The organism is Serratia sp. CMO1, assembly GCF_015689115.1.
Lineage (GTDB): Bacteria > Pseudomonadota > Gammaproteobacteria > Enterobacterales > Enterobacteriaceae > Serratia > Serratia marcescens.
Genome location: NZ_CP065032.1, coordinates 3,863,825 through 3,884,195, shown reverse-complemented (window position 1 = coordinate 3,884,195; position 20,371 = coordinate 3,863,825). Strand labels below are relative to the sequence as shown.

Annotated in this window: 14 protein-coding genes; 10 read left to right on the top strand and 4 right to left on the bottom strand. The window is 60.8% G+C overall.

Going from position 1 to position 20,371, the window contains the following annotated elements:
• Positions 1-93: 93 nt before the first annotated feature.
• The 5 genes from IT763_RS18535 (at position 94) to IT763_RS18515 (ending at position 10,257) form a co-directional block, all read left to right on the top strand.
• Positions 94-420: a YqcC family protein gene (locus IT763_RS18535; protein ID WP_028127529.1), complete on the top strand. Its 327-nt coding sequence runs from the start codon at positions 94-96 to the stop codon at positions 418-420.
• Positions 421-566: 146 nt separating this feature from the next.
• Positions 567-6,542, top strand: coding sequence for an alpha-2-macroglobulin (locus IT763_RS18530; RefSeq protein ID WP_206194912.1), 5,976 nt, complete (start codon positions 567-569; stop codon positions 6,540-6,542).
• Positions 6,543-6,591: 49 nt separating this feature from the next.
• On the top strand, positions 6,592-8,940 hold the full coding sequence (pbpC, locus tag IT763_RS18525; RefSeq protein WP_164053606.1) for a penicillin-binding protein 1C: 2,349 nt from the start codon (positions 6,592-6,594) through the stop codon (positions 8,938-8,940).
• 60 nt (positions 8,941-9,000) lie between these two features.
• Positions 9,001-9,771, top strand: a complete 771-nt coding sequence (gene truC / locus IT763_RS18520; protein ID WP_049299602.1) for a tRNA pseudouridine(65) synthase TruC — start codon at positions 9,001-9,003, stop codon at positions 9,769-9,771.
• Positions 9,772-9,804: 33 nt separating this feature from the next.
• Positions 9,805-10,257 carry a flavodoxin gene (locus IT763_RS18515; RefSeq protein ID WP_016929894.1) on the top strand — a complete coding sequence of 151 codons (453 nt, stop codon included), beginning with the start codon at positions 9,805-9,807 and terminating at the stop codon, positions 10,255-10,257.
• Positions 10,258-10,314: 57 nt separating this feature from the next.
• Here IT763_RS18515 and IT763_RS18510 read toward each other — a convergent pair whose 3' ends face one another.
• The 4 genes from IT763_RS18510 to map all read right to left on the bottom strand — a co-directional run bounded on the left by IT763_RS18510 (position 10,315) and on the right by map (position 15,223).
• A complete protein-coding gene (locus IT763_RS18510; protein ID WP_004931929.1) occupies positions 10,315-10,704 on the bottom strand; it encodes a DUF3461 family protein in 390 nt (129 codons plus the stop codon).
• Between the two features lie 129 nt (positions 10,705-10,833).
• A complete protein-coding gene (gene dapD, locus IT763_RS18505) occupies positions 10,834-11,658 on the bottom strand; it encodes a 2,3,4,5-tetrahydropyridine-2,6-dicarboxylate N-succinyltransferase (protein ID WP_004931932.1) in 825 nt (274 codons plus the stop codon).
• Positions 11,659-11,700: 42 nt separating this feature from the next.
• Positions 11,701-14,355: a bifunctional uridylyltransferase/uridylyl-removing protein GlnD gene (gene glnD / locus IT763_RS18500; RefSeq protein WP_028128316.1), complete on the bottom strand. Its 2,655-nt coding sequence runs from the start codon at positions 14,353-14,355 to the stop codon at positions 11,701-11,703.
• Positions 14,356-14,428: 73 nt separating this feature from the next.
• On the bottom strand, positions 14,429-15,223 hold the full coding sequence (map, locus tag IT763_RS18495) for a type I methionyl aminopeptidase (RefSeq protein WP_028127527.1): 795 nt from the start codon (positions 15,221-15,223) through the stop codon (positions 14,429-14,431).
• A gap of 345 nt (positions 15,224-15,568) precedes the next feature.
• Between map and rpsB the strand changes: the two genes are divergently transcribed.
• The 5 genes from rpsB (at position 15,569) to ispC (ending at position 20,180) form a co-directional block, all read left to right on the top strand.
• Positions 15,569-16,294: a 30S ribosomal protein S2 gene (rpsB, locus tag IT763_RS18490; protein WP_016929891.1), complete on the top strand. Its 726-nt coding sequence runs from the start codon at positions 15,569-15,571 to the stop codon at positions 16,292-16,294.
• A 129-nt stretch (positions 16,295-16,423) separates the two neighbouring features.
• The gene (gene tsf / locus IT763_RS18485) at positions 16,424-17,275 is read left to right on the top strand and encodes a translation elongation factor Ts (RefSeq protein WP_016929890.1); all 852 of its coding nucleotides are present in this window, start codon (positions 16,424-16,426) and stop codon (positions 17,273-17,275) included.
• A gap of 148 nt (positions 17,276-17,423) precedes the next feature.
• A complete protein-coding gene (gene pyrH / locus IT763_RS18480; protein WP_004931940.1) occupies positions 17,424-18,149 on the top strand; it encodes a UMP kinase in 726 nt (241 codons plus the stop codon).
• A 119-nt stretch (positions 18,150-18,268) separates the two neighbouring features.
• On the top strand, positions 18,269-18,826 hold the full coding sequence (gene frr, locus IT763_RS18475) for a ribosome recycling factor (protein ID WP_004931943.1): 558 nt from the start codon (positions 18,269-18,271) through the stop codon (positions 18,824-18,826).
• 157 nt (positions 18,827-18,983) lie between these two features.
• Positions 18,984-20,180 carry a 1-deoxy-D-xylulose-5-phosphate reductoisomerase gene (ispC, locus tag IT763_RS18470; protein ID WP_049299599.1) on the top strand — a complete coding sequence of 399 codons (1,197 nt, stop codon included), beginning with the start codon at positions 18,984-18,986 and terminating at the stop codon, positions 20,178-20,180.
• Positions 20,181-20,371 lie beyond the last annotated feature (191 nt).

Here is a 20,371-nt window from a genome sequence, read left to right as displayed (position 1 = left end):
AGGCGCGCCGAATTTGGGCTATAAAAATGCTATGCTTTGCCGCCTTTCAGCCAGAGCGCTGAATACCATGATGAAAAGAGATCGGGAATGCAGATGAGTATACATAACCAGGTGCGCCGCAGTTTGCAGGCGATTGAACAATCCATGCGCGATCTGGCGCTGTGGCAGGCCGCGCCGCCTGAGCATGAGGCTTTCTCCAGCACCGAACCGTTCTGCATCGACAGCATGTCGGCCGAAGCCTGGCTGCAGTGGGTGTTCTTGCCGCGCATGTATGCGTTGTTGGACGCCGAAGCGCCGTTGCCGACGCGCTTCGCCATCACGCCTTATTTCGAAGAGGCGTTGAAAGATCGTGAACCGAGCAGTCTGCCGCTGCTGGTGCTGCTGCAACAGCTGGATTTGATGTTGAATAAAGAGCCGTAATGCGCCGGCGGCGCGCAGATTTTTGCCGCCCGGCAGTGTAGAGTACTCGCGCGGATGCCGGGCAGGAGAGCCGACGGCGTCTTTCGGCTCGGTTTAACCGCAGCGGTTGACCGGGGGCTGCATTAGGATGATGAGGTGCTGCAATAATGGATTTATTAAGGTTTATCCTGCGTTTGCCTTTTACCCTGGTTAAGGGCGTTTGTCGCCTGCTGGGCGGGGCATTGTCGCTGTTGGGGCGGTTGCTGAGACCGCTGGTCGGCAACCTCAGCTGGCGCGCGCCGGCTTGGTGGGCTGCGCTGCCGCGCGGTTTTTTGCGGCTGGAAAGCGGCGTGGATAAACACCCGAAAGCGATCGGTCTGGGCCTGCTGCTGTTGGCAGGCGCTGCGGGCGGCGCATTTTACGGTTGGCACTGGTGGCAAAACCGGCCCCAACCGATTGAACCGGCGCCGATGGTGGTTCAGGAGATCAACGCCGAGGTGGCCAACCCCGAGCCGATAGACTACACCGCCGCCCGGCAGGCGCCGCAAACGGTGAGCCTGACCTTCAGCGGCTCGGCTGCGCCGATAACCGCGGCGGGCAAAACCGTGAGCGCCGGCATCACTCTGAAGCCGACGGCGGAAGGGCAGTGGGCGTGGAGTAATGAATCAACGCTGGTGTTCACGCCGAAAAAACCGCTGCCGATGGGTGTGAAATATGATGTGACCCTTGAGCCCGCCGCCTTGCTGGCGCCGCAGGTCAAGCTCGCCAAAACCCGCTATGCCTTCACCGTGCCCGCGTTCGATTACCGTCTGGGGCAGGCCGAGTATTACCGCGATCCGCAAAATGCGCAGAAACGCAGCGCGATTTTCAATCTGCAGTTCAACGCGCCGGTCGATGTCGCCAGCTTTGAAAAACAGATTTCGCTGGGATTGAAGGAAGGCAGCACGTCCTCCGAGAAAAAGCTGAATTTCTCTCTGGTCTATGACGAGAAAAAACTGAACGCCTGGGTGCATTCCGAGCCGCTGCAGGCGCTGGATCAGGGCGGCGCGGTACATCTGACCGTCGGCAAGGGCGTTAAATCGACGGCGGCCGGCAACGCGGTCGAAGAGGCGAAAAGCAACTGGGTCAAGGTACCGACGCTGTACAGCCTGGCGCTGAGCGACGCCAGCGCCCAGGTGGTGGACACCGACGCCGGCCAAGGGCAGCGTGCGCTGGTGGTCGGTTTCAGCGATGCGGTGAAGGATAAAGAGCTGGCGCGGGCCGCGAAAGCCTGGCTGCTGCCGCAGCACGATCCGAGCGATGCCGAGGCCGCCAACGATGCTGAAGATTTCTATCAATGGACGGTCGACAGCGTCGGCAAAAACGTGCTGGCGCAGGCGACGGCACTGCCGTTGGCGCTTAACGAGGCGGAAGAGGCCTACCAACCGCAGTTCAGCTTCCGTTTCGACGCCCCGGCGCACCGCTTTGTGCTGCTCGAGATCGATAACCAGCTGGTTTCCGCCGGCGGTTACAAAATGCCGAAGAAGGTTTACCGCGTGGTCGAAGTGCCGGAGTTCCCGAAATCGCTGCAGTTCATGTCGCAGGGCTCGCTGCTGTCGGTCAACGGCGACAAGCAGATCAGCGTGGCGGCGCGCAACGTGGCGGGCCTGCGGCTGGACATCAAGCGGGTGATCCCGAGCCAGCTGCAGCACATCGTCTCCTTCAAAAGCCGGGAATACTCGTCCACGGAATTCAACCGGCTCAACGACGAATATTTCACCGAGCATTTCAAATACCAGACGGCGCTCAACAACGAGCGGCCGGGGGAAGTGAACTATCAGGGCATCGATCTCTCCCGCTATCTCTCCACCAACGCCAGTTCCCATCGCGGGGTGTTCCTGCTGACGCTGTCTGAATGGCAGCCGAACCGAAAACCGGCGGCGGAAGAGGCGGGCGCCGAACAGGATCAGGAACAGGATGAGAGCGAAGGGGAAGAGCAGCCCGACGTCGGCGATTCGCGCTTTGTGGTGGTGACCGATCTGGGCATCGTCGCCAAGAGCTCGCAGGACAAGACGCGCGACGTCTTTGTGCAGTCGATTCAAAGCGGCGCGCCGGTCAGCGGCGCCACCGTGTCGGTGGTGGCCAAAAACGGCGTGACGCTGCTCAGCCAAACCACCGGCGCCGATGGCCACGTGCGTTTCCCGGCGCTGGATGTGTACACCAACGAGCGCCAGCCGGTGATGTTCCTGGTGGAAAAAGAGGGGGATGTCTCCTTCCTGCCGACCGGCAGCTATAACGATCGCGGGCTGGACTTCTCGCGCTTCGACGTCGCCGGTGAACAAACGCCGACCGATCCGCGCACGCTCAGCAGCTACCTGTTCTCCGATCGCGGCGTTTATCGGCCGGGGGATACTTTCAATATTGGCCTGATCATCCGTGCCGCCGACTGGGGCGTTGGCCTGGCCGGCGTGCCGGTGCGCGCCGAAATCCGCGATCCGCGCGACAAGCTGATGTCCACCGTGCCGCTGACGCTGGGCGCCAGCGGTTTCAACGAGCTGAGCTATACCACCGATGAAAACTCACCGACCGGCGAGTGGAACGTCTACCTGTATCTGATCGGCAAAAACAACGACACCTCCACGCTGCTCGGCCATACCGCAGTCAATGTGAAGGAGTTCGAACCGGATCAGCTGAAAGTGAAACTGGCGTTGATGCCGGACCGCCAGCAAGGCTGGGTAAAACCGTCTGAGCTGAAGGCCAGCATCGATGTGCAGAACCTGTTCGGCACCCCGGCGCAGGATCGCCGCGTGACCACCAGGCTGACGCTGCGGCCGATGTATCCGAGCTTCGATCGTTTCCCGGATTATGCGTTCTATGAAAACCGACAAAACAGCGACGGGTTCGAGACCGAGCTGGAAGATCGCTCCACCGATGAGCACGGCGCGGCCGATATTCCGCTCGATCTGAAATCCTTCGCCGACGCCACCTATCAGCTGCAATTGCTGTCGGAGGCGTTCGTCGCCGGCGGCGGGCGTTCGGTGGCGGCTACCGCCCGCACGCTGGTTTCCCCTTACGATTATCTGATCGGCGTGAAGGCGGACGGCGATCTGGGCTACATCAACCGCGACGCTGAGCGGCATCTGAACGTGATCGCCATCGATCCGGCCCTGAAACAGATCGCCATGCCGAACCTGAAGCAGGTGTTGATCGAGCAGAAATACATTTCGGTGCTGACCAAACAGGATTCGGGCGTTTACAAATACCAGTCGAAGATGAAGGAAGTGCAGTTGTCGGAACAGCCGCTGGCGCTGGGCGAGCAGGGCGCGGATCTGCGGCTAGCGACCGATAAGCCGGGCGACTTCGTGCTGGTGATTGAAGATGCGCAGGGCAAGACGCTCAACCGCGTCGCCTACAGCGTGGCCGGCAACGCCAACCTGAGCCGTTCGCTGGATCGCAACGCCGAACTGAAGCTGAAACTCAACCAGGCGGAATACCAGCCCGGTGAGGAGATCGAGGTGGCGATCAACGCGCCTTATACCGGCAGTGGCTTGATCACCATTGAAAAGGACAAGGTTTACGCCTGGCAGTGGTTCCACACCGACACCACCAGCTCGGTGCAGACGATCCGCGTGCCGGCCGGCATGGAGGGCAACGGCTACATCAACGTGCAGTTCGTGCGCGACATCAACTCCAGCGAGATCTTCATGAGCCCGCTGAGCTACGGCGTGATGCCGTTCAAGATCAGCACCAAGGCGCGCCAAAACAGCCTCGAGGTGACGGCGCCGGAGGTCATCAAGCCGGGTGAAAACCTGACGATGACGGTCAAGACCGATGCGCCGCAGCAGGTGGTGCTGTTCGCCGTCGATGAGGGCATTCTGCAGGTGGCGCGTTACCGTCTGAAGGATCCGCTGGAGTTCTTCTTCAGCAAGCGCGAACTGAACGTGAGCAGCTCGCAGATCCTCGATCTGATCCTGCCGGAGTTCAGCAAGCTGATGGCGCTGACTGCGGCGCCGGGCGGCGATGCGGGCGAAGGGCTGGATCTCAACCTCAACCCGTTCAAGCGCAAGCGCGATAAGCCGGTGGCCTATTGGTCCGGCATTACCGAGGTCAGCGGCGAGAAACAGTTCGTCTATCCGGTGCCGGATTACTTCAACGGCAAGATCCGCGTCATGGCGATTTCGGTGACGCCGGAGAAAATCGGTAAGGCGCAAACCGCCGCCACGGTACGCGACAGCTTCATCATGACGCCGAACGTGCCGGCGATGGTGGCGCCGGGCGACGAGTTCGACGTCAGCGTGGGCGTCAGCAACAACCTCGAAGGGCTGAACGGCCAGTCGGTGGCCATCAACGTCCTGTTGACGCCGCCGCCGCAGTTGGAGGTGGTGGGCAACGCGACGCAAAGCCTGACGCTGGCGGCAAAACGCGAAGGCGTGATCACCTTCCGTCTGCGCGCCAAAGCCGTGCTGGGCGATGCGCCGCTGGTGTTCGACGCCCGTTACGGCGACCAGGCCAGCCGCCGCACCGTCAGCACCTCGGTGCGGCCGGCGGCGCCGTACCGCACCCAGTCGGTGATGGGGCGCATGAGCGGCGGCAGCCAGAACGTCGATGGCCTGCGCCAGATGTTCGACGCTTTCGCGCAGCGCCGGGCGGCGGTGTCGAATTCGCCGCTGGTGCTGACCAGCGGGCTGGCGCAATACCTGGCGGATTACCCGTATTACTGTTCCGAGCAGATCGTCAGCCGCTCCATTCCGCTGATGCTGCAGAGCCGTCATCCGGAGATGAAAAGCAGCCTGAGCCAGGCGGAAGTCAGCAAGCAGTTGCGCAATCTGCTGGGCGTGCTGCGCGCCCGTCAGAACGACAGCGGGGCGATCGGCGCCTGGCGTTCATCGCCGGATGCCGATCCTTTCGTCACGCCTTATGTGGTGCAATATCTGCTCGAAGCCAAAGCGGCGGGCTACGCCCTGCCGGAAGGCATGCTGGATGAAGCCAACGGCGCGTTGCGCGAGCTGGCGGCCAGCGGTTTCGACGATCTGTATCTGCTGCGCCTGCGCAGCTGGGCGGTTTACCTGCTGACGCTGCAGGGCGAAGTGACCACCAACTCGCTGGCGGCGGTGCAGGATACGCTGCAAAAACGCTATGGCGAAGAGTGGAAAACCGATCTGAGCGCGCTCTATCTGGCCTCTTCCTATCGCCTGTTGAAGATGGACGACGAAGCCGCCGCGCTGCTGCAACCGAGCTGGCAGCAACTGAGCAAGGCGTATGACAGCGCCTGGTGGACGCAGAACTATTTCGATCCGCTGGTGCAGGATGCGACGCGGCTGTATCTGATTACCCGCCACTTCCCGGAGAAGGTGGCGTCGATCCCGCCGCAGGTGCTGGAGAATATGGTCAAGGCGCTGAAAGAAGAGCGCTACACCACCTACTCTTCCGCGATGAGCATTCTGGCGTTGGAAAGCTACTCGGCCCAGGTGGCGGCGCAGTCCGCCAATGCGGACGCGTTAGGCATCGCGCAGGTGGGCAAAGCCGGCGGCGAGCCGCAGCGCATCAGCGAGCTGCAAGGGCTGTTCGTTCAGGGGCAATTTAACGCTGACGCCACTGCGGTGCGCTTCAACAACGGCGGCAGCGCGCCGGCCTGGTATGTGGTGACGCAGGCCGGTTACGATCTGAATGCGCCGCAAAAAGCGCTGTCGCGCGGGATTGAGATCGTCCGCGATTACACCGACGAACAGGGCAAGCCGGTGACGCAGGTGACGCTGGGGCAGAAGATCAATGTCCATCTGAAGGTGCGCGCCAACTCGAAAGAGGGGCAGAGCAACCTGGCGATCGTCGATCTGCTGCCGGGCGGGTTCGAAGTGGTGCAGCAGACGCCGCCGGAGCCGGCCGACGCCGGCGAGGAGAGCGACGATCGCGGCGGCTGGCAGTCGCCGCTGGCCGCCTCCGGCTCCACCTGGGCGCCGGACTACAGCGATATCCGCGAAGATCGGGTGATTATCTACGGCAGTGCCGGCACCGAGGTGCAGGAGTTTGTTTATCAGATCAAGGCCACCAATACCGGCAGCTTTATTGTTCCACCGGCCTACGGCGAAGCCATGTATGACCGTGAAGTGCAGGCCATGTCGGCCGGCGGCGGCAAGTTGGTGGTGGTGCCGGCGGGCAACGACTAGGCCATATCCGGCACCAGGCCAGCGTCTGGCGCCGGAATGCTGAGAACGTATGAAGATCCTGACCGGGCGCGTGCTGCAAAACGGCTTGATGGCGGCGTTTTTACTGGCGCTGCTGTTGGCCGCGATTCGGCTGTGGCCGCATCCGCCCCTGTGGCTGGGGCTGCCGCAGTCTTCCGTTTATTACGACAGGCACGGCGCGCTGTTGCGCATCACGCTGGCCAACGACGATCGCTACCGATTGTGGACCCCGCTGGAACAGGTGTCGCCGCTGGCGGTGCGCGGGCTGCTGCTGCACGAAGATCGCTGGTTCTACTACAACCCCGGATTTAACCCCGTCAGCCTGATGCGCGGCTTCTGGCGCAGCTATGTCGCCGGCGGCAAAATGCAGGGCGGATCGACCATCAGCATGCAGCTGGCGCGGATGCGCTGGCATCTCAATACCCGCACGCCAGGCGGCAAGCTGCTGCAGGTGCTGCGCGCGGTGCAGCTGGAATTGAGCTACTCCAAGCGTGATATCCTGGAAGCCTACCTGAATTACGCGCCCTACGGCCGCAATATCGAAAGCATCGGCGCCGCCAGCCTGATCTATTTCGCCAAGTCGCCGAAGGCGTTGACCCTGCCGGAGGCGCTGACGCTGGCGGTGTTGCCGCAGTCGCCCAGCTACCGTCTGGAGCCGAAAACCGGCGTGCTCGGCGCCGCATTGACGCAGGCGCGCAACCGTCTGTTCCTGCGCTGGCAACAGGTTTACCCGACTGACGCCAGCCAGCAAACGCTGTTCCGCCTGCCGCTGGCGCTGCGGCAGCCTGAGCAAGTGCCCTATATTGCGCCGCACTTTATCGAACAGCTGCGCCTGCAGACGCAGCAACTGGTGCAGCGCGACACTCGCGTCGACACTACGCTGGACGCCGGGTTGCAGCGGCTGGTCGAGCGGCAGGTTAACGCCTTTATCGCCCGCAACCGCAGCCGCGGCATTCAAAACGCCGCGGTGCTGTTGGTGGACAGCCGCGATATGGGGGTGCGCGCGCTGGTGGGCTCGGCGGACTATTACAGCCGTCCGATTCAGGGGCAGGTGAACGGCACCAACGCCAAGCGTTCGCCGGGATCGACGCTGAAGCCGTTCATCTACGCGCTGGGCATGGAGCAGGGCGTGCTGCATCCGATGACCATCCTGAAAGACGTGCCTTCGTCGTTCGGCGCCTATGCGCCGGAAAATTTCGACCGGCGCTTCCTCGGCCCGGTGACCGCCACCGACGCGCTAAATTTCAGCCGCAATATTCCGGCGGTATATGTTGCCTCGCAGCTTCGCCAGCCGACTTTTTATCAGTTCTTACGCCTGACCGGCGTCGCCAATATGGCCAATGAGAGCCACTACGGGCTGTCGCTGGTATTGGGCGGTGGCGAGGTAACGGCGCAGGAATTGGCGAAGCTGTATGCGCTGCTGGCGAATCGCGGTGAGCTGCGGCCGCTTCGCATGCAGTTGAACCTGGCCGAATCGACGCCGGTGCGGCTGCTGAGCGAGGAGGCCAGTTTCATCACGCTGGATATGCTGCGCCAGCACCGGCGGCCGGGCGATACGCTGGCGCAGCGTTCTTCGTCGCTGCCGGTGTACTGGAAGACCGGCACCTCCTGGGGCTTTCGCGACGCCTGGAGCGTCGGGATTTTCGGCCCTTACGTGCTGGTGGTGTGGGAAGGCAACTTCGATGGGCGCGGCAACAATGCGTTGGTCGGCGCCGAGGCGGCCGCGCCGCTGTTTTTCAATATCATCGACAGCGTCAACGCCAGCTATCCTGCCCTGCGGGAACCGAAACATCCGTTCCCCAAGCGGCTGCGGCGGGTAGACATTTGTCTCGCCAGCGGCGATCTGCCGACGCCGTGGTGCCAGCAAAAGGGCAAGACCTGGTTCATTCCCGGCAAGTCGCCGATCAAGGTAGACAGCGTCTACCGGCCGGTGGTGCTGGATATTCACAGCGGCGAGGTCGTTTGCCCGCCGTATGATGCGGCGCAGACCCGCACCGAAATTTTTGAATTCTGGCCTTCCGATTTGGCCAACGTGTTCGCCCAGGCCGGGCTGCCGAAGCGGGCGCCGCCGGTCAATCGCTGCAAGGACAACGGCATCGCCGTCGGCGGCAACGCGCCGCGCATCACCTCGCCGTTGAAAAACACCACTTATACCCTGCGCCAGTCGCAGCAGGGGCGGGACAACATCGCCTTCAATGCGGTGACGGACGCCGACAGCAAGACGGTGTACTGGTTCGTCGACGATATCTATCTCGGCAGCAGCGCCAGTAAAAAACCGATCGACTGGCGGCCGATCAACAATGGGCGTTACCGCATTCGGGCGGTGGACGATCGCGGCCGCGCCGATACGCGCCTGGTGACCATCGAATGGGTGAACTAGCGTTGCGTCTCATGCCTGTTATACTCGCGCCCGAAACGGCTATTGACCTGGGAACGCGATGTGATTGAGATTTTGTATCAGGATGAACACCTGGTGGCGGTGAACAAACCGTCGGGCTGGTTGGTGCACCGCAGTTGGCTGGACCGTCATGAAACTCGCTTTATGATGCAGACGGTGCGCGATCAGCTCGGGCAGCATGTCTTTACCGTGCACCGTCTCGATCGCCCGACGTCCGGCGTCTTGCTGATGGCGCTCTCCAGTGAGGTGGCGCGCCTGCTGTCGCAGCAGTTCGAGCAGCACCAGGTGCAGAAAACCTATCATGCGGTGGTGCGCGGTTACGTGCAGGAGGAGGCGACCCTCGACTACCCGCTGACGGCTGAGCTGGATAAAATCGCCGATAAACATGCCGATGCCGACAAGGGGCCGCAGCCGGCGGTGACGCACTACCGGCCGTTGGCGCAGGTAGAGATGCCGGTGGCCATCGGCCGCTACGACAGCGCGCGGTACAGTCTGGTGGAACTGCAGCCGGAAACCGGCCGCAAGCACCAACTGCGGCGCCACATGGCGCATCTTCGCCATCCGATCATCGGCGACAGCAAGCACGGCGATCTGCGGCAGAACCGCGGGATGGCGCAGCATTTCGGCTGCCCGCGCCTGATGCTGCACGCCAGCCACCTGCAACTGACGCACCCGGTGACCGGCGAGCCGCTGCAGGTAACGGCGCGCTGGGACGAAGCCTGGCAAGGGGTGATGGCGCAGTTCGGCTGGGCGGGGGTATTCCCTGAACTTGCCGGGGTTGAGTTTAGCGCGGCTAACGGTCAGGATAGCTGACAATTTTTAAAGGTAATGAAGGGAGTAGGAGCCATGGCTCAGGTTGGTATCTTCGTGGGAACGGTCTACGGCAATTCGCTGCTGGTGGCGGAAGAGGCGCAAAACATCCTCAGCGAGCAGGGCCATGAGGTCAAACTGTTCGAAGAGGGCACGCTGGAGGCCTGGCAGTATTATCGTCAGCACTACGCGCTGGTGATCACCTCCACCACCGGGCAGGGCGATCTGCCGGACAGCATCGCGCCGCTGTTCCACGCTATCCGCGATCAGGTTGGCTATCAGCCGGAGCTGCGCTATGGGCTGATCGCCCTCGGCGACAGCAGCTATGACAACTTCTGCGGCGCCGGGCGCGCGTTCGACGCGCTGCTGCAGGAGCAGGGTGCCACCCGCGTTGGCGAAGTGCTGGAGATCGATGCGATGGAACAGCCGGAGCCGGAAGTGGCCGCCTGCCCGTGGGTCGAGCAGTGGGGCACGCTGCTGCAGTCATAACGTAAAAAGGCGCCGCAAAAGGGCGCCTTAACGATGATGCGGGTTAACCGAACCGCATTATTTGCCGCGGGTGAGTTTTTCCAGATCGGCTTCGATCTCGGCAATCTTGTGCGACACCACGCCTTCGAGATGGCGCAGGTCGTCGAGGATTTTACGCTTCAGATCCACTTCCACCTGATCGCGCTGGCACAGCTGATCCAGCTCGTCGATCACGTAACGCAGGTTCGGGTTGATCTCGTGAATTTCCTTGTAGCCTTGGCCGGCGTTGTCCGCCACCACGGTTTTACGCTGGCGCGGGTACTTGAACTTCACGCTCTTGGCGAAGAACTCGCCTTTGTCCTTGCGGAAATAGATCTTGAGGATGTCGTTGTTGGCCTCTTGACGCAGGCTATAGCGATCGACGTCTTCCGGTTGATTGATGCCCAAACTCTTCAAGTTATCGTACATACTGCGCCCTCTTTAGATGTGATCGTTATATTCCACGACTGCAATTATGGCGGAAAGCGAGATCTGCGACTGTGACTGCCAGCGAAACGCAGACAAAAAAATAGCGGGTGAATCACCCGCTATTTCAATTTAGTCGATAGTGCGCAATAACTCATTAATGCCGACTTTACCGCGGGTTTTGGCGTCGACTTTCTTGACGATCACCGCGCAGTACAGGCTGTAAGAACCGTCTTTCGACGGCAGGTTGCCGGAAACCACCACCGAACCCGCCGGCACGCGGCCGTAATGGATTTCGCCGGTCTCGCGGTCATAGATGCGGGTGCTCTGGCCGAGGTAGACGCCCATCGAAATCACCGAGCCTTCTTCCACGATCACGCCTTCCACCACTTCGGAGCGCGCGCCGATGAAGCAGTTGTCTTCGATGATGGTCGGGTTGGCCTGCAGCGGCTCCAGCACGCCGCCGATGCCGACGCCGCCGGACAGGTGAACGTTTTTGCCGATCTGCGCGCAAGAACCGACGGTGGCCCAGGTGTCGACCATGGTGCCTTCGTCGACGTAGGCGCCGATGTTAACGTAAGACGGCATCAGCACGGTGTTGCGAGCGATGAACGCGCCCTGGCGCACGGTGGCCGGCGGCACGACGCGGAAACCTTCCTTCTGGAAGCGCGCTTCGTCGTAGTCGGCGAATTTCATCGGCACTTTGTCGTAGTAGCGGGTTTCCGCGCCGTCCATCACCTTGTTATCGTTGATGCGGAAAGAGAGCAGCACGGCTTTCTTCAGCCACTGGTGGGTGACCCATTGACCGTCGATCTTCTCGGCAACGCGCAGGGCGCCGCTGTCCAACAGGCCGATCACCTGGTTTACCGCTTCGCGCGTTACGGTGTCTACGTTCGCCGGAGTGATGTCCGCACGGCGTTCGAAGGCGCTTTCAATAACGTTCTGTAATTGCTGCATGCTGTTCTCTTTCCTGATGTTGTCGGTAAAAAGTTACTTGTATCACATTTTATCGTTTGGGGTGAGGGCCTCTGTCAACCGTTGCTCCAACTTTCTGCGCGTTTCTTGGTCGAGCGCGCGCCGCTCGCCGTCGGCCAGGATAAACAAATCCTCGACCCGCTCGCCGATGGTGGAAATGCGCGCGCCGTGCAGCGACAGCCCCAGATCGGCGAACACTTCGCCCACCCGAGCCAGCAGGCCGGGTTGGTCGAGCGCGGTCAGCTCCAGGTAGCTGCGGCGATCGGTGTGGGTCGGCAGGAAAGTGACCTCGGTCGGCACGCTGAAGTGGCGCAGCTTGGAAGAGGGGCGGCGCACGCGCGGCGGCTGGTACTCCCGCTGGGTGATGGCCTGCAGCAGCGCCTGGCGGATCGCCGCGTGGCGATCCTGCGCCAGCGGGCTGCCGTCCGGCTCCAGCACGATAAAGGTGTCCATCGCCATACCGTCGCGGTTGGTGAAGATCTGGGCGTCGTGCACGCTCAGGTTGCGGCGATCCATCTCTCCGGCGACGGCGGCGAACAGGTAAGGGCGATCCGGGCTCCAGATGAAGATCTCGGTGCCGCCGCGCGTCGCCTGGCGGCTGACCAGCACCAGCGGCTGGGTGGAGTCGTGGGCCAGCAGGTGGCGGGCGTGCCAGGCCAGCTGATTCGGCGAGTGGCGCAGGAAGTAATCGGCGCGGCAGCGGCTCCAGATGCGGTGCAGCGCCTCTTCGTCGATGTTGTCCATGCGCAGCAGCGCCAGCGCCTGCAGGCGATGGTGGCGCACGCGTTCGCGCAAATCCGGGCTGTTTTGCATGCCGCGGCGCAGCTGTTTTTCGGTGGCGAAATACAGCTCGCGCAACAGGCTCTGCTTCCAGCTGTTCCACAGGGTTTCGTTGGTGGCGCAGATATCCGCCACCGTCAGGCACACCAGATAGCGCAGGCGGGTTTCGCTCTGCACTTCGCTGCTGAACTGCTGGATCACCGTCGGATCCTGGATATCGCGGCGCTGCGCGGTGACCGACATCAGCAGGTGGCAGCGCACCAGCCAGGCCACCAGCTGGGTTTCTCGCGAGTTGAGGCCGTGCAGTTCGGCGAACTCCACCACGTCTTCCGCGCCGAGGATCGAGTGATCGCCGCCGCGCCCTTTGGCGATATCGTGGAACAAGGCCGCCAGCAGCAGCAGTTCCGGGTGCGGCAGGCGCGGATACAGCTCCACGCACAGCGGATGGCGCGGCCGGGTTTGCGCATCGGCGAAGCTCTCCAGCTTCTGCAGCACGCGGATAGTGTGTTCGTCGACGGTATAGGCGTGGAACAGATCGAACTGCATCTGCCCGACGATCTTGCCCCACTGCGGCATATAGGCCCACAGCACGCTGTGACGGTGCATCGGCACCAGCGCGCGCGACACCGCGCCGGGGTGACGCAGGATGGCCATAAACAGATCGCGCGCTTCCGGGATGGTGCACAGCGGCTGTTTCAGGTGGCGGCGCGCGTGGCGCAGCTGGCGCACGGTGGTGGAGTAAATGCCCTTGATCTCGCGGTTGCGCACCATCAGGTAGAACATGCGCATGATGGCTTGCGGCTCGCGGATAAACAGCGTTTCGTCACGCAGATCGATCAGATCGCCGCGCAGCTGGAAATCGTCGTTCAGCGGACGCGGCTTTTCGGTGGCGTCCAGCGCCAGGATGGCTTCGTCGAACAGCTGCAGCAGCATGTGGTTCAGCTCGCCGACGCGGCGCGTCATGCGGTAGAAGTCTTTCATCATGCGCTCGACCGGCTCGTTGCCTTCGCCTTCATAGCGCAGCAGCTGCGCCACGCTGAGCTGACGATCGAACAGCAGACGGTTGTCGTAACGCGGCAGCACCAGATGCAGCGCAAAGCGGATGCGCCACAGGAAGCTCTGGCATTCGTTCAGCTCGTTGCGCTCGGCCTGGGTGAGGAAACCGAAACCGACCATTTCGTCCAGCGAGGTGGCGCCGAAGTGGCGGCGCGCCACCCACAGCAGCGTGTGGATGTCACGCAGGCCACCGGGGCTGCTTTTGATATCCGGTTCCAGGTTATAGCTGGTGCCGTGGTAGCGCTGATGACGCTCCTGCTGCTCGCTGATCTTGGCGTGGAAGAACTGCGGCGAGGGCCAAAAGCCGTCGCTGAAGATATGCTTTTGCATCTGCAGGAACAGCGCGACGTCGCCGCAAATCATGCGCGATTCGATCAGGTTGGTGGCCACGGTCAGATCCGCCAGCCCTTCCAGCAGGCACTCTTCCAGGGTGCGCACGCTGTGGCCCACTTCCAGCTTGAGATCCCACAGCAGGGTGATGAACTCGCCGACCCGCTGCGACTGTTGCTCCGTCAGCCGGCGCTGGCTGAGCACCAGCACGTCGATATCCGACAGCGGATGCAGCTCGCCGCGGCCATAACCGCCGACCGCCACCAGCGCGGTTTCCGGGATATCTTCAAAGCCGTAGAACGTCCACAGCCGGCGCAGCAGGCGATCGATGAAGTCGCTGCGCGCCGCCACCAGGCTTTCGGCGCTGGAGCCGGCGTCGAACGCCGCCGCCAGCCACAGCTGGAACTGCTCCAGCCGCTGTTTCAGCAGCGGGCAGGTGAGCTCGTCGTCGCCGTAGACGCTGGGAGAGGCGGGCGGCATCGGCACGGCCGGTTGAAGGAGATTGTCAGACATAGTGCGCAGCCCATAAAAAAGGCCGGCATAAGCCGGCCTGGTGACATTCTGCACGCGGCGTGCGCCGCAGTGCTTACATCTCGTGCGTAATGATGTTGGGGATGGTGTCATCCTTGCGCAACGTCATTATCTCGCAGCCGTTATCAGTGACCACAATAGTATGCTCATACTGCGCCGACAAGCTGCGATCTTTGGTTTTTACCGTCCAGCCGTCTTTCATGGTGCGGATACGGTAGTCGCCGGCGTTGACCATCGGTTCGATGGTGAAGGCCATGCCCGGCTGCAGCACCACGCCGCCGTCGTCCGCGTCATAGTGCAGCACCTGCGGCTCTTCGTGGAACACTTCGCCGATGCCGTGGCCGCAGTACTCGCGCACCACGGAGAACTTCTCGGCTTCGACGAATTGCTGGATGGCTTTGCCCAAGGTGCGCAGACGGATGCCCGGTTTGACCATCTTCAGCGCCAGATACAGGCTTTCCTGAGTGACGCGGCACAGGCGCTCGCCCAGAATGGTCGGTTTGCCGACGATGAACATCTTCGAGGTGTCGCCGTGGAAACCGTCTTTAATCACGGTCACGTCGATGTTGACGATGTCGCCGTCTTTCAGCGTTTTGTCATCGCTCGGGATGCCGTGGCACACCACTTCGTTCACCGAGATGCACACGGATTTCGGGAAGCCGTGGTAGCCGAGGCAGGCGGAGATGGCCTGCTGCTCGTTGGTGATGTACTCGTGACAGATACGGTCCAGTTCGCCGGTGGTCACGCCAGGTTTGACGTGCGGCTCGATGATCTCCAGCACTTCGGCGGCCAGGCGGCCGGCCACGCGCATTTTTTGGATGTCATCAGGTGTTTTAATTGAGATTGCCATGAAATTCGTCCGCAGGTGTCGTTATCGTCGACAATAAGAAGCAGTGACTTATGGTATCAGCCCGGCCGGGGGCTGCCAAATTTCATTTCCTGACGCCCGGCGAAACGCAACAAAAGTTGGTGTCTGCGGCGGGTTTATGGTATAAAGCGCGCCGGCGATCCGCGACTTGGTTCTTGTGACCTGGCGGGAATCGGCCGAAAATACTTTAACTGCACTCATTTTGTGTAAATAACACACACGTATCGGCACATCCGCCGGGGTGCCCTGAGGTGACTTGTCGCCGCCAGGGTCGGCGTTATGGGATACGTGGAGGCATAACCCCAATTAATCTATAGAGGTTTAATCATGGCAACTGTTTCCATGCGCGACATGCTCAAGGCTGGTGTTCACTTTGGTCACCAGACCCGTTACTGGAACCCGAAAATGAAGCCTTTCATCTTCGGCGCTCGTAACAAGGTTCACATCATCAACCTGGAGCAGACCGTACCAATGTTCAACGCCGCTCTGGCTGAACTGAGCAAGATCTCTTCCCGTAAAGGCAAGATCCTGTTCGTTGGTACCAAACGCGCAGCAAGCGAAGCGGTAAAAGACGCTGCGAACAGCTGTGACCAGTTCTTCGTGAACCACCGCTGGTTGGGTGGCATGCTGACTAACTGGAAAACCGTTCGTCAGTCCATCAAGCGTTTGAAAGATCTGGAAATCCAGTCTCAAGACGGCACCCTGGACAAGCTGACCAAGAAAGAAGCGCTGATGCGCACTCGTGAACTGGCCAAGCTGGAAAACTCCCTGGGCGGTATCAAAGATATGGGCGGTCTGCCAGACGCACTGTTCGTTATCGATGCCGATCACGAGCACATCGCGATCAAAGAAGCCAACAACCTGGGTATCCCGGTATTCTCTATCGTTGATACCAACTCCAACCCAGACGGCGTTGACTTCATCATCCCTGGTAACGACGACGCAATCCGTGCAGTAAACCTGTACCTGACTGCTGTTGCTGCCGCTGTGCGTGAAGGTCGTTCTCAAGATCTGGCCGTTCAGGCGGAAGAAGGCTTCGTAGAAGCTGAATAATAAGGCAAGCTCGTCACTGAGCCCTTATTAACCAGGTATTGACATATGTTGGTTAGGGGGGCCTGTTAAGGCCCCCTTTGCTTATCTGAATGAGAACTGTCTCCACGCGAGATAACCGAGGAAAAAGAAATGGCTGATATTACCGCTGCCCTGGTAAAAGAACTGCGCGAGCGTACCGGCGCTGGCATGATGGATTGCAAGAAGGCGCTGGTTGAATCCAACGGCGACATCGAACTGGCAATCGAAAACATGCGTAAGTCCGGTGCGATCAAAGCCGCTAAAAAAGCAGGCAACGTGGCTGCTGACGGCGTGATCAAAACCAAGATCGAAGGCAACTACGGCATCATTCTGGAAGTTAACTGCCAGACTGACTTCGTAGCAAAAGACGCCGGTTTCCAGGCGTTCGCCGACAAAGTGCTGGATGCCGCTATGGCTGGCAAAATCACTGACGTTGACGTGCTGAAAGCACAGTTCGAAGAAGAGCGCGTAGCGCTGGTGGCAAAAATCGGCGAAAACATCAACATTCGTCGCGTTGCTTCCCTGGAAGGCGACGTGCTGGGCAGCTACCTGCACGGCGCGCGTATCGGCGTTCTGGTTGCGGCTAAAGGCGCGGACGAAGAACTGGTTAAGCAAATCGCAATGCACGTTGCGGCGAGCAAGCCAGAGTTCGTGAAGCCAGAAGACGTGTCTGCTGAAGTGGTAGAAAAAGAGTACCAGGTTCAGCTGGACATCGCCATGCAGTCCGGCAAGCCGAAAGAAATCGCAGAGAAAATGGTTGAAGGCCGCATGAAGAAATTCACCGGCGAAGTTTCTCTGACCGGTCAGCCTTTCGTTATGGATCCGAGCAAATCCGTTGCTCAGGTGCTGAAAGAGCACAACGCTGACGTGACCAACTTCATTCGCTTCGAAGTGGGCGAAGGCATCGAGAAAGTCGAAACCGACTTCGCTGCTGAAGTTGCCGCGATGAGCAAACAGTCTTAATGACTGTCGATGGAACCGCCGTCTGGCGGTTCCATACTATCCAGCCAGAATTACACCGGTGGCAGGCCCTGCAGCGTGATACTCACCTCAGGCGCGTTTCATCGGCTGAAATCCCCACTACTAATACTGCTTCTTAGGACAGAACACCATGGCAACCAATGCAAAACCCGTATATCAGCGTATTCTGCTTAAACTGAGTGGCGAAGCCCTGCAAGGTGCAGAAGGTTTTGGTATCGACGCCAGCGTTTTGGATCGCATGGCTCAGGAAGTGAAAGAGCTGGTCGAACTGGGAATTCAGGTCGGTGTAGTTATTGGCGGCGGGAACCTGTTCCGCGGCGCGGGCCTGGCGCAAGCCGGCATGAACCGCGTAGTGGGCGACCACATGGGAATGCTGGCTACCGTGATGAACGGCCTGGCTATGCGTGATGCACTGCACCGTGCCTATGTGAACGCCCGCCTGATGTCGGCGATCCCGCTGAACGGCGTGTGTGATAATTACAGCTGGGCAGAGGCGATCAGCCTGCTGCGCAACAACCGCGTGGTGATCTTCTCCGCCGGTACCGGCAACCCGTTCTTCACCACCGATTCCGCCGCTTGCCTGCGTGGTATCGAGATCGAAGCCGACGTGGTGCTGAAAGCCACCAAAGTGGATGGGGTCTACTCCGCCGATCCGGTGAAAAACCCGGATGCGACGCTGTATGAACAATTAACCTATCAGGACGTGCTGGAGCGCGAGCTGAAAGTGATGGATCTGGCGGCGTTTACGCTGGCCCGCGATCACGGTCTGCCGATCCGCGTGTTCAACATGAATAAGCCTGGCGCGCTGCGCCGCGTGGTGATGGGTGAGAACGAAGGTACGCTGATCAGCAAATAAGGCTGTTCACACCCCTTTTTCGGAGCGCGTGACGCCAGGCGCCGCGCGCTCTTCGAGTACGATTACGGGCTATACTTGAGTATCGCCTGCCAAGTAACCAGCTTCCAAGGGTTTGCAACGTGACTAATGAAATCAGAAAAGATGCTGATTCACGCATGGAAAAAAGCGTAGAAGCATTCAAAAACCAAATCAGCAAGATCCGCACCGGCCGCGCTTCGCCAAGCATTCTGGACGGCATCATGGTGGAATACTACGGCGCCGCTACGCCGCTGCGTCAACTGGCCAACGTGACTGTGGAAGACTCCCGCACGCTGAAAATCAACGTGTTCGACCGCAGCCTGAGCCAGGCCGTTGAGAAAGCGATCATGAGCTCCGATCTGGGCCTTAACCCGTCTTCCGCCGGTTCTGACATTCGCGTTCCGCTGCCTCCGCTGACCGAAGAACGCCGTAAGGATCTGATCAAGATCGTACGCGGCGAAGCCGAGCAGGGCCGCGTAGCGGTGCGTAACGTGCGTCGCGACGCCAACGACAAGGTCAAGGCGCTGCTGAAAGACAAAGAGATCAGCGAAGACGAAGAACGTCGTTCACAAGACGAGATTCAGAAAATGACCGACGCTTACATCAAGCTGGTCGACGCCGCGTTGGCGGAGAAAGAAAAAGAGCTGATGGATTTCTAATCAGCATCGTGCAGAAAAAAAGCGTCGCCTGGGCGGCGCTTTGTTTTTTGTGGCGCAGATCCCGTTTCATCGTACTGAAAGATCATGGACAAGCGGTGTCCAAGGTTCCACACTGGAGCACCTCCGATCTCATCAGACAGTTATTCAGAGTGAACTCATGAAGCAACTGACCATTCTTGGCTCGACCGGCTCGGTAGGGACCAGCACCCTGGCCGTGGTCAGGGCGAATCCCGAGCGTTTTGCGATCAAAGCGCTGGTGGCCGGCCGCAACGTCGCGGTCATGGCGCAGCAATGCATCGAATTCCGGCCCGCCTTCGCCGCGATGGCGGATGAAAGCGCCGCCCGCGAGCTGCGCGTCATTCTGGCGGAAAACGGCGTCGCTACCGAGGTATTGGCCGGGGAGCAAGCGGCTTGCGAACTGGCGGCTTTGGACGACGTCGATCAAGTGACAGCGGCCATCGTCGGCGCTGCGGGGCTGTTGCCGACGCTGGCGGCGATCCGCGCCGGCAAGCAGGTGCTGCTGGCTAACAAAGAGTCGCTGGTCACCTGCGGCCGCCTGTTTATGGACGCGGTGCGGCAAAGCCAGGCGCAACTGCTGCCGCTCGACAGCGAGCACAACGCGATTTTTCAGAGTTTGCCTGAGAGTATTCAGCGCCAGTTGGGATACTCTTCACTGGACAGTCATGGTGTTTCGCGCATCGTGCTTACCGGCTCTGGCGGTCCGTTCCGCACCACGCCGCTGGACCAGTTCGCCGCGATGACGCCGGATCAAGCCTGCGCCCACCCGAACTGGTCGATGGGCCGCAAGATCTCGGTGGACTCCGCCACCATGATGAACAAAGGTCTGGAATACATTGAGGCCCGCTGGCTGTTTAACGCCTCGGCCGAGCAAATGGAAGTGATCCTGCACCCGCAGTCGGTGATTCACTCGATGGTGCGCTATGCCGACGGCAGCGTGCTGGCGCAGCTGGGTACGCCGGATATGCGCACGCCGATCGCCCACGCGATGGCGTATCCGCAGCGCGTGAACTCCGGCGTGGAAGCGCTGGACTTCTGCCGCATCGGTTCGCTGACCTTCGCTGAACCGGAACGCGAGCGTTATCCTTGCCTGTATTTGGCGATCGACGCGTTCGAGGCCGGCCAGGCGGCGACCACCGCGCTGAACGCGGCCAACGAAATCGCCGTGGCGGCATTTTTGCAGCAGCAGATCCGCTTTACCGACATTGCGGCGGTCAACCGCCAGGTGGTGGAGCGTCTCGCGCTGCAGGAACCGACCTGCATCGACGCGGTCTTAGACATTGACCGCCAGGCGCGCGCCGCCGCCGAGGAACGCGTTCGCGCGTTGTGCGGCTGATCACGGCGATTATCCGATTTTGCTCGTAATTCGCGCGTGCCGCCGCGGGGTCGTTTGTTCATGCCCCGCTGAGGTGGTATAGTCTGCGCCACCTGTCAGCGGTTATACCGTTGAATTATGACCCGATTGGCGCCTTGTGCGCCAATGGCGACCCGGCTGCGTCGGGTATCGCGAGGGCAGGCTGAAAGCCG

Coding starts and splice junctions, on each gene's coding strand:
- IT763_RS18535 (WP_028127529.1), top strand. CDS start 94: ATGAGTATACATAACCAGGTGCGCCGCAGTTTGCAGGCGATTGAACAA.
- IT763_RS18530 (WP_206194912.1), top strand. CDS start 567: ATGGATTTATTAAGGTTTATCCTGCGTTTGCCTTTTACCCTGGTTAAG.
- pbpC (WP_164053606.1), top strand. CDS start 6,592: ATGAAGATCCTGACCGGGCGCGTGCTGCAAAACGGCTTGATGGCGGCG.
- IT763_RS18515 (WP_016929894.1), top strand. CDS start 9,805: ATGGCTCAGGTTGGTATCTTCGTGGGAACGGTCTACGGCAATTCGCTG.
- IT763_RS18510 (WP_004931929.1), bottom strand. CDS start 10,704: ATGTACGATAACTTGAAGAGTTTGGGCATCAATCAACCGGAAGACGTC.
- dapD (WP_004931932.1), bottom strand. CDS start 11,658: ATGCAGCAATTACAGAACGTTATTGAAAGCGCCTTCGAACGCCGTGCG.
- glnD (WP_028128316.1), bottom strand. CDS start 14,355: ATGTCTGACAATCTCCTTCAACCGGCCGTGCCGATGCCGCCCGCCTCT.
- map (WP_028127527.1), bottom strand. CDS start 15,223: ATGGCAATCTCAATTAAAACACCTGATGACATCCAAAAAATGCGCGTG.
- rpsB (WP_016929891.1), top strand. CDS start 15,569: ATGGCAACTGTTTCCATGCGCGACATGCTCAAGGCTGGTGTTCACTTT.
- tsf (WP_016929890.1), top strand. CDS start 16,424: ATGGCTGATATTACCGCTGCCCTGGTAAAAGAACTGCGCGAGCGTACC.
- pyrH (WP_004931940.1), top strand. CDS start 17,424: ATGGCAACCAATGCAAAACCCGTATATCAGCGTATTCTGCTTAAACTG.
- ispC (WP_049299599.1), top strand. CDS start 18,984: ATGAAGCAACTGACCATTCTTGGCTCGACCGGCTCGGTAGGGACCAGC.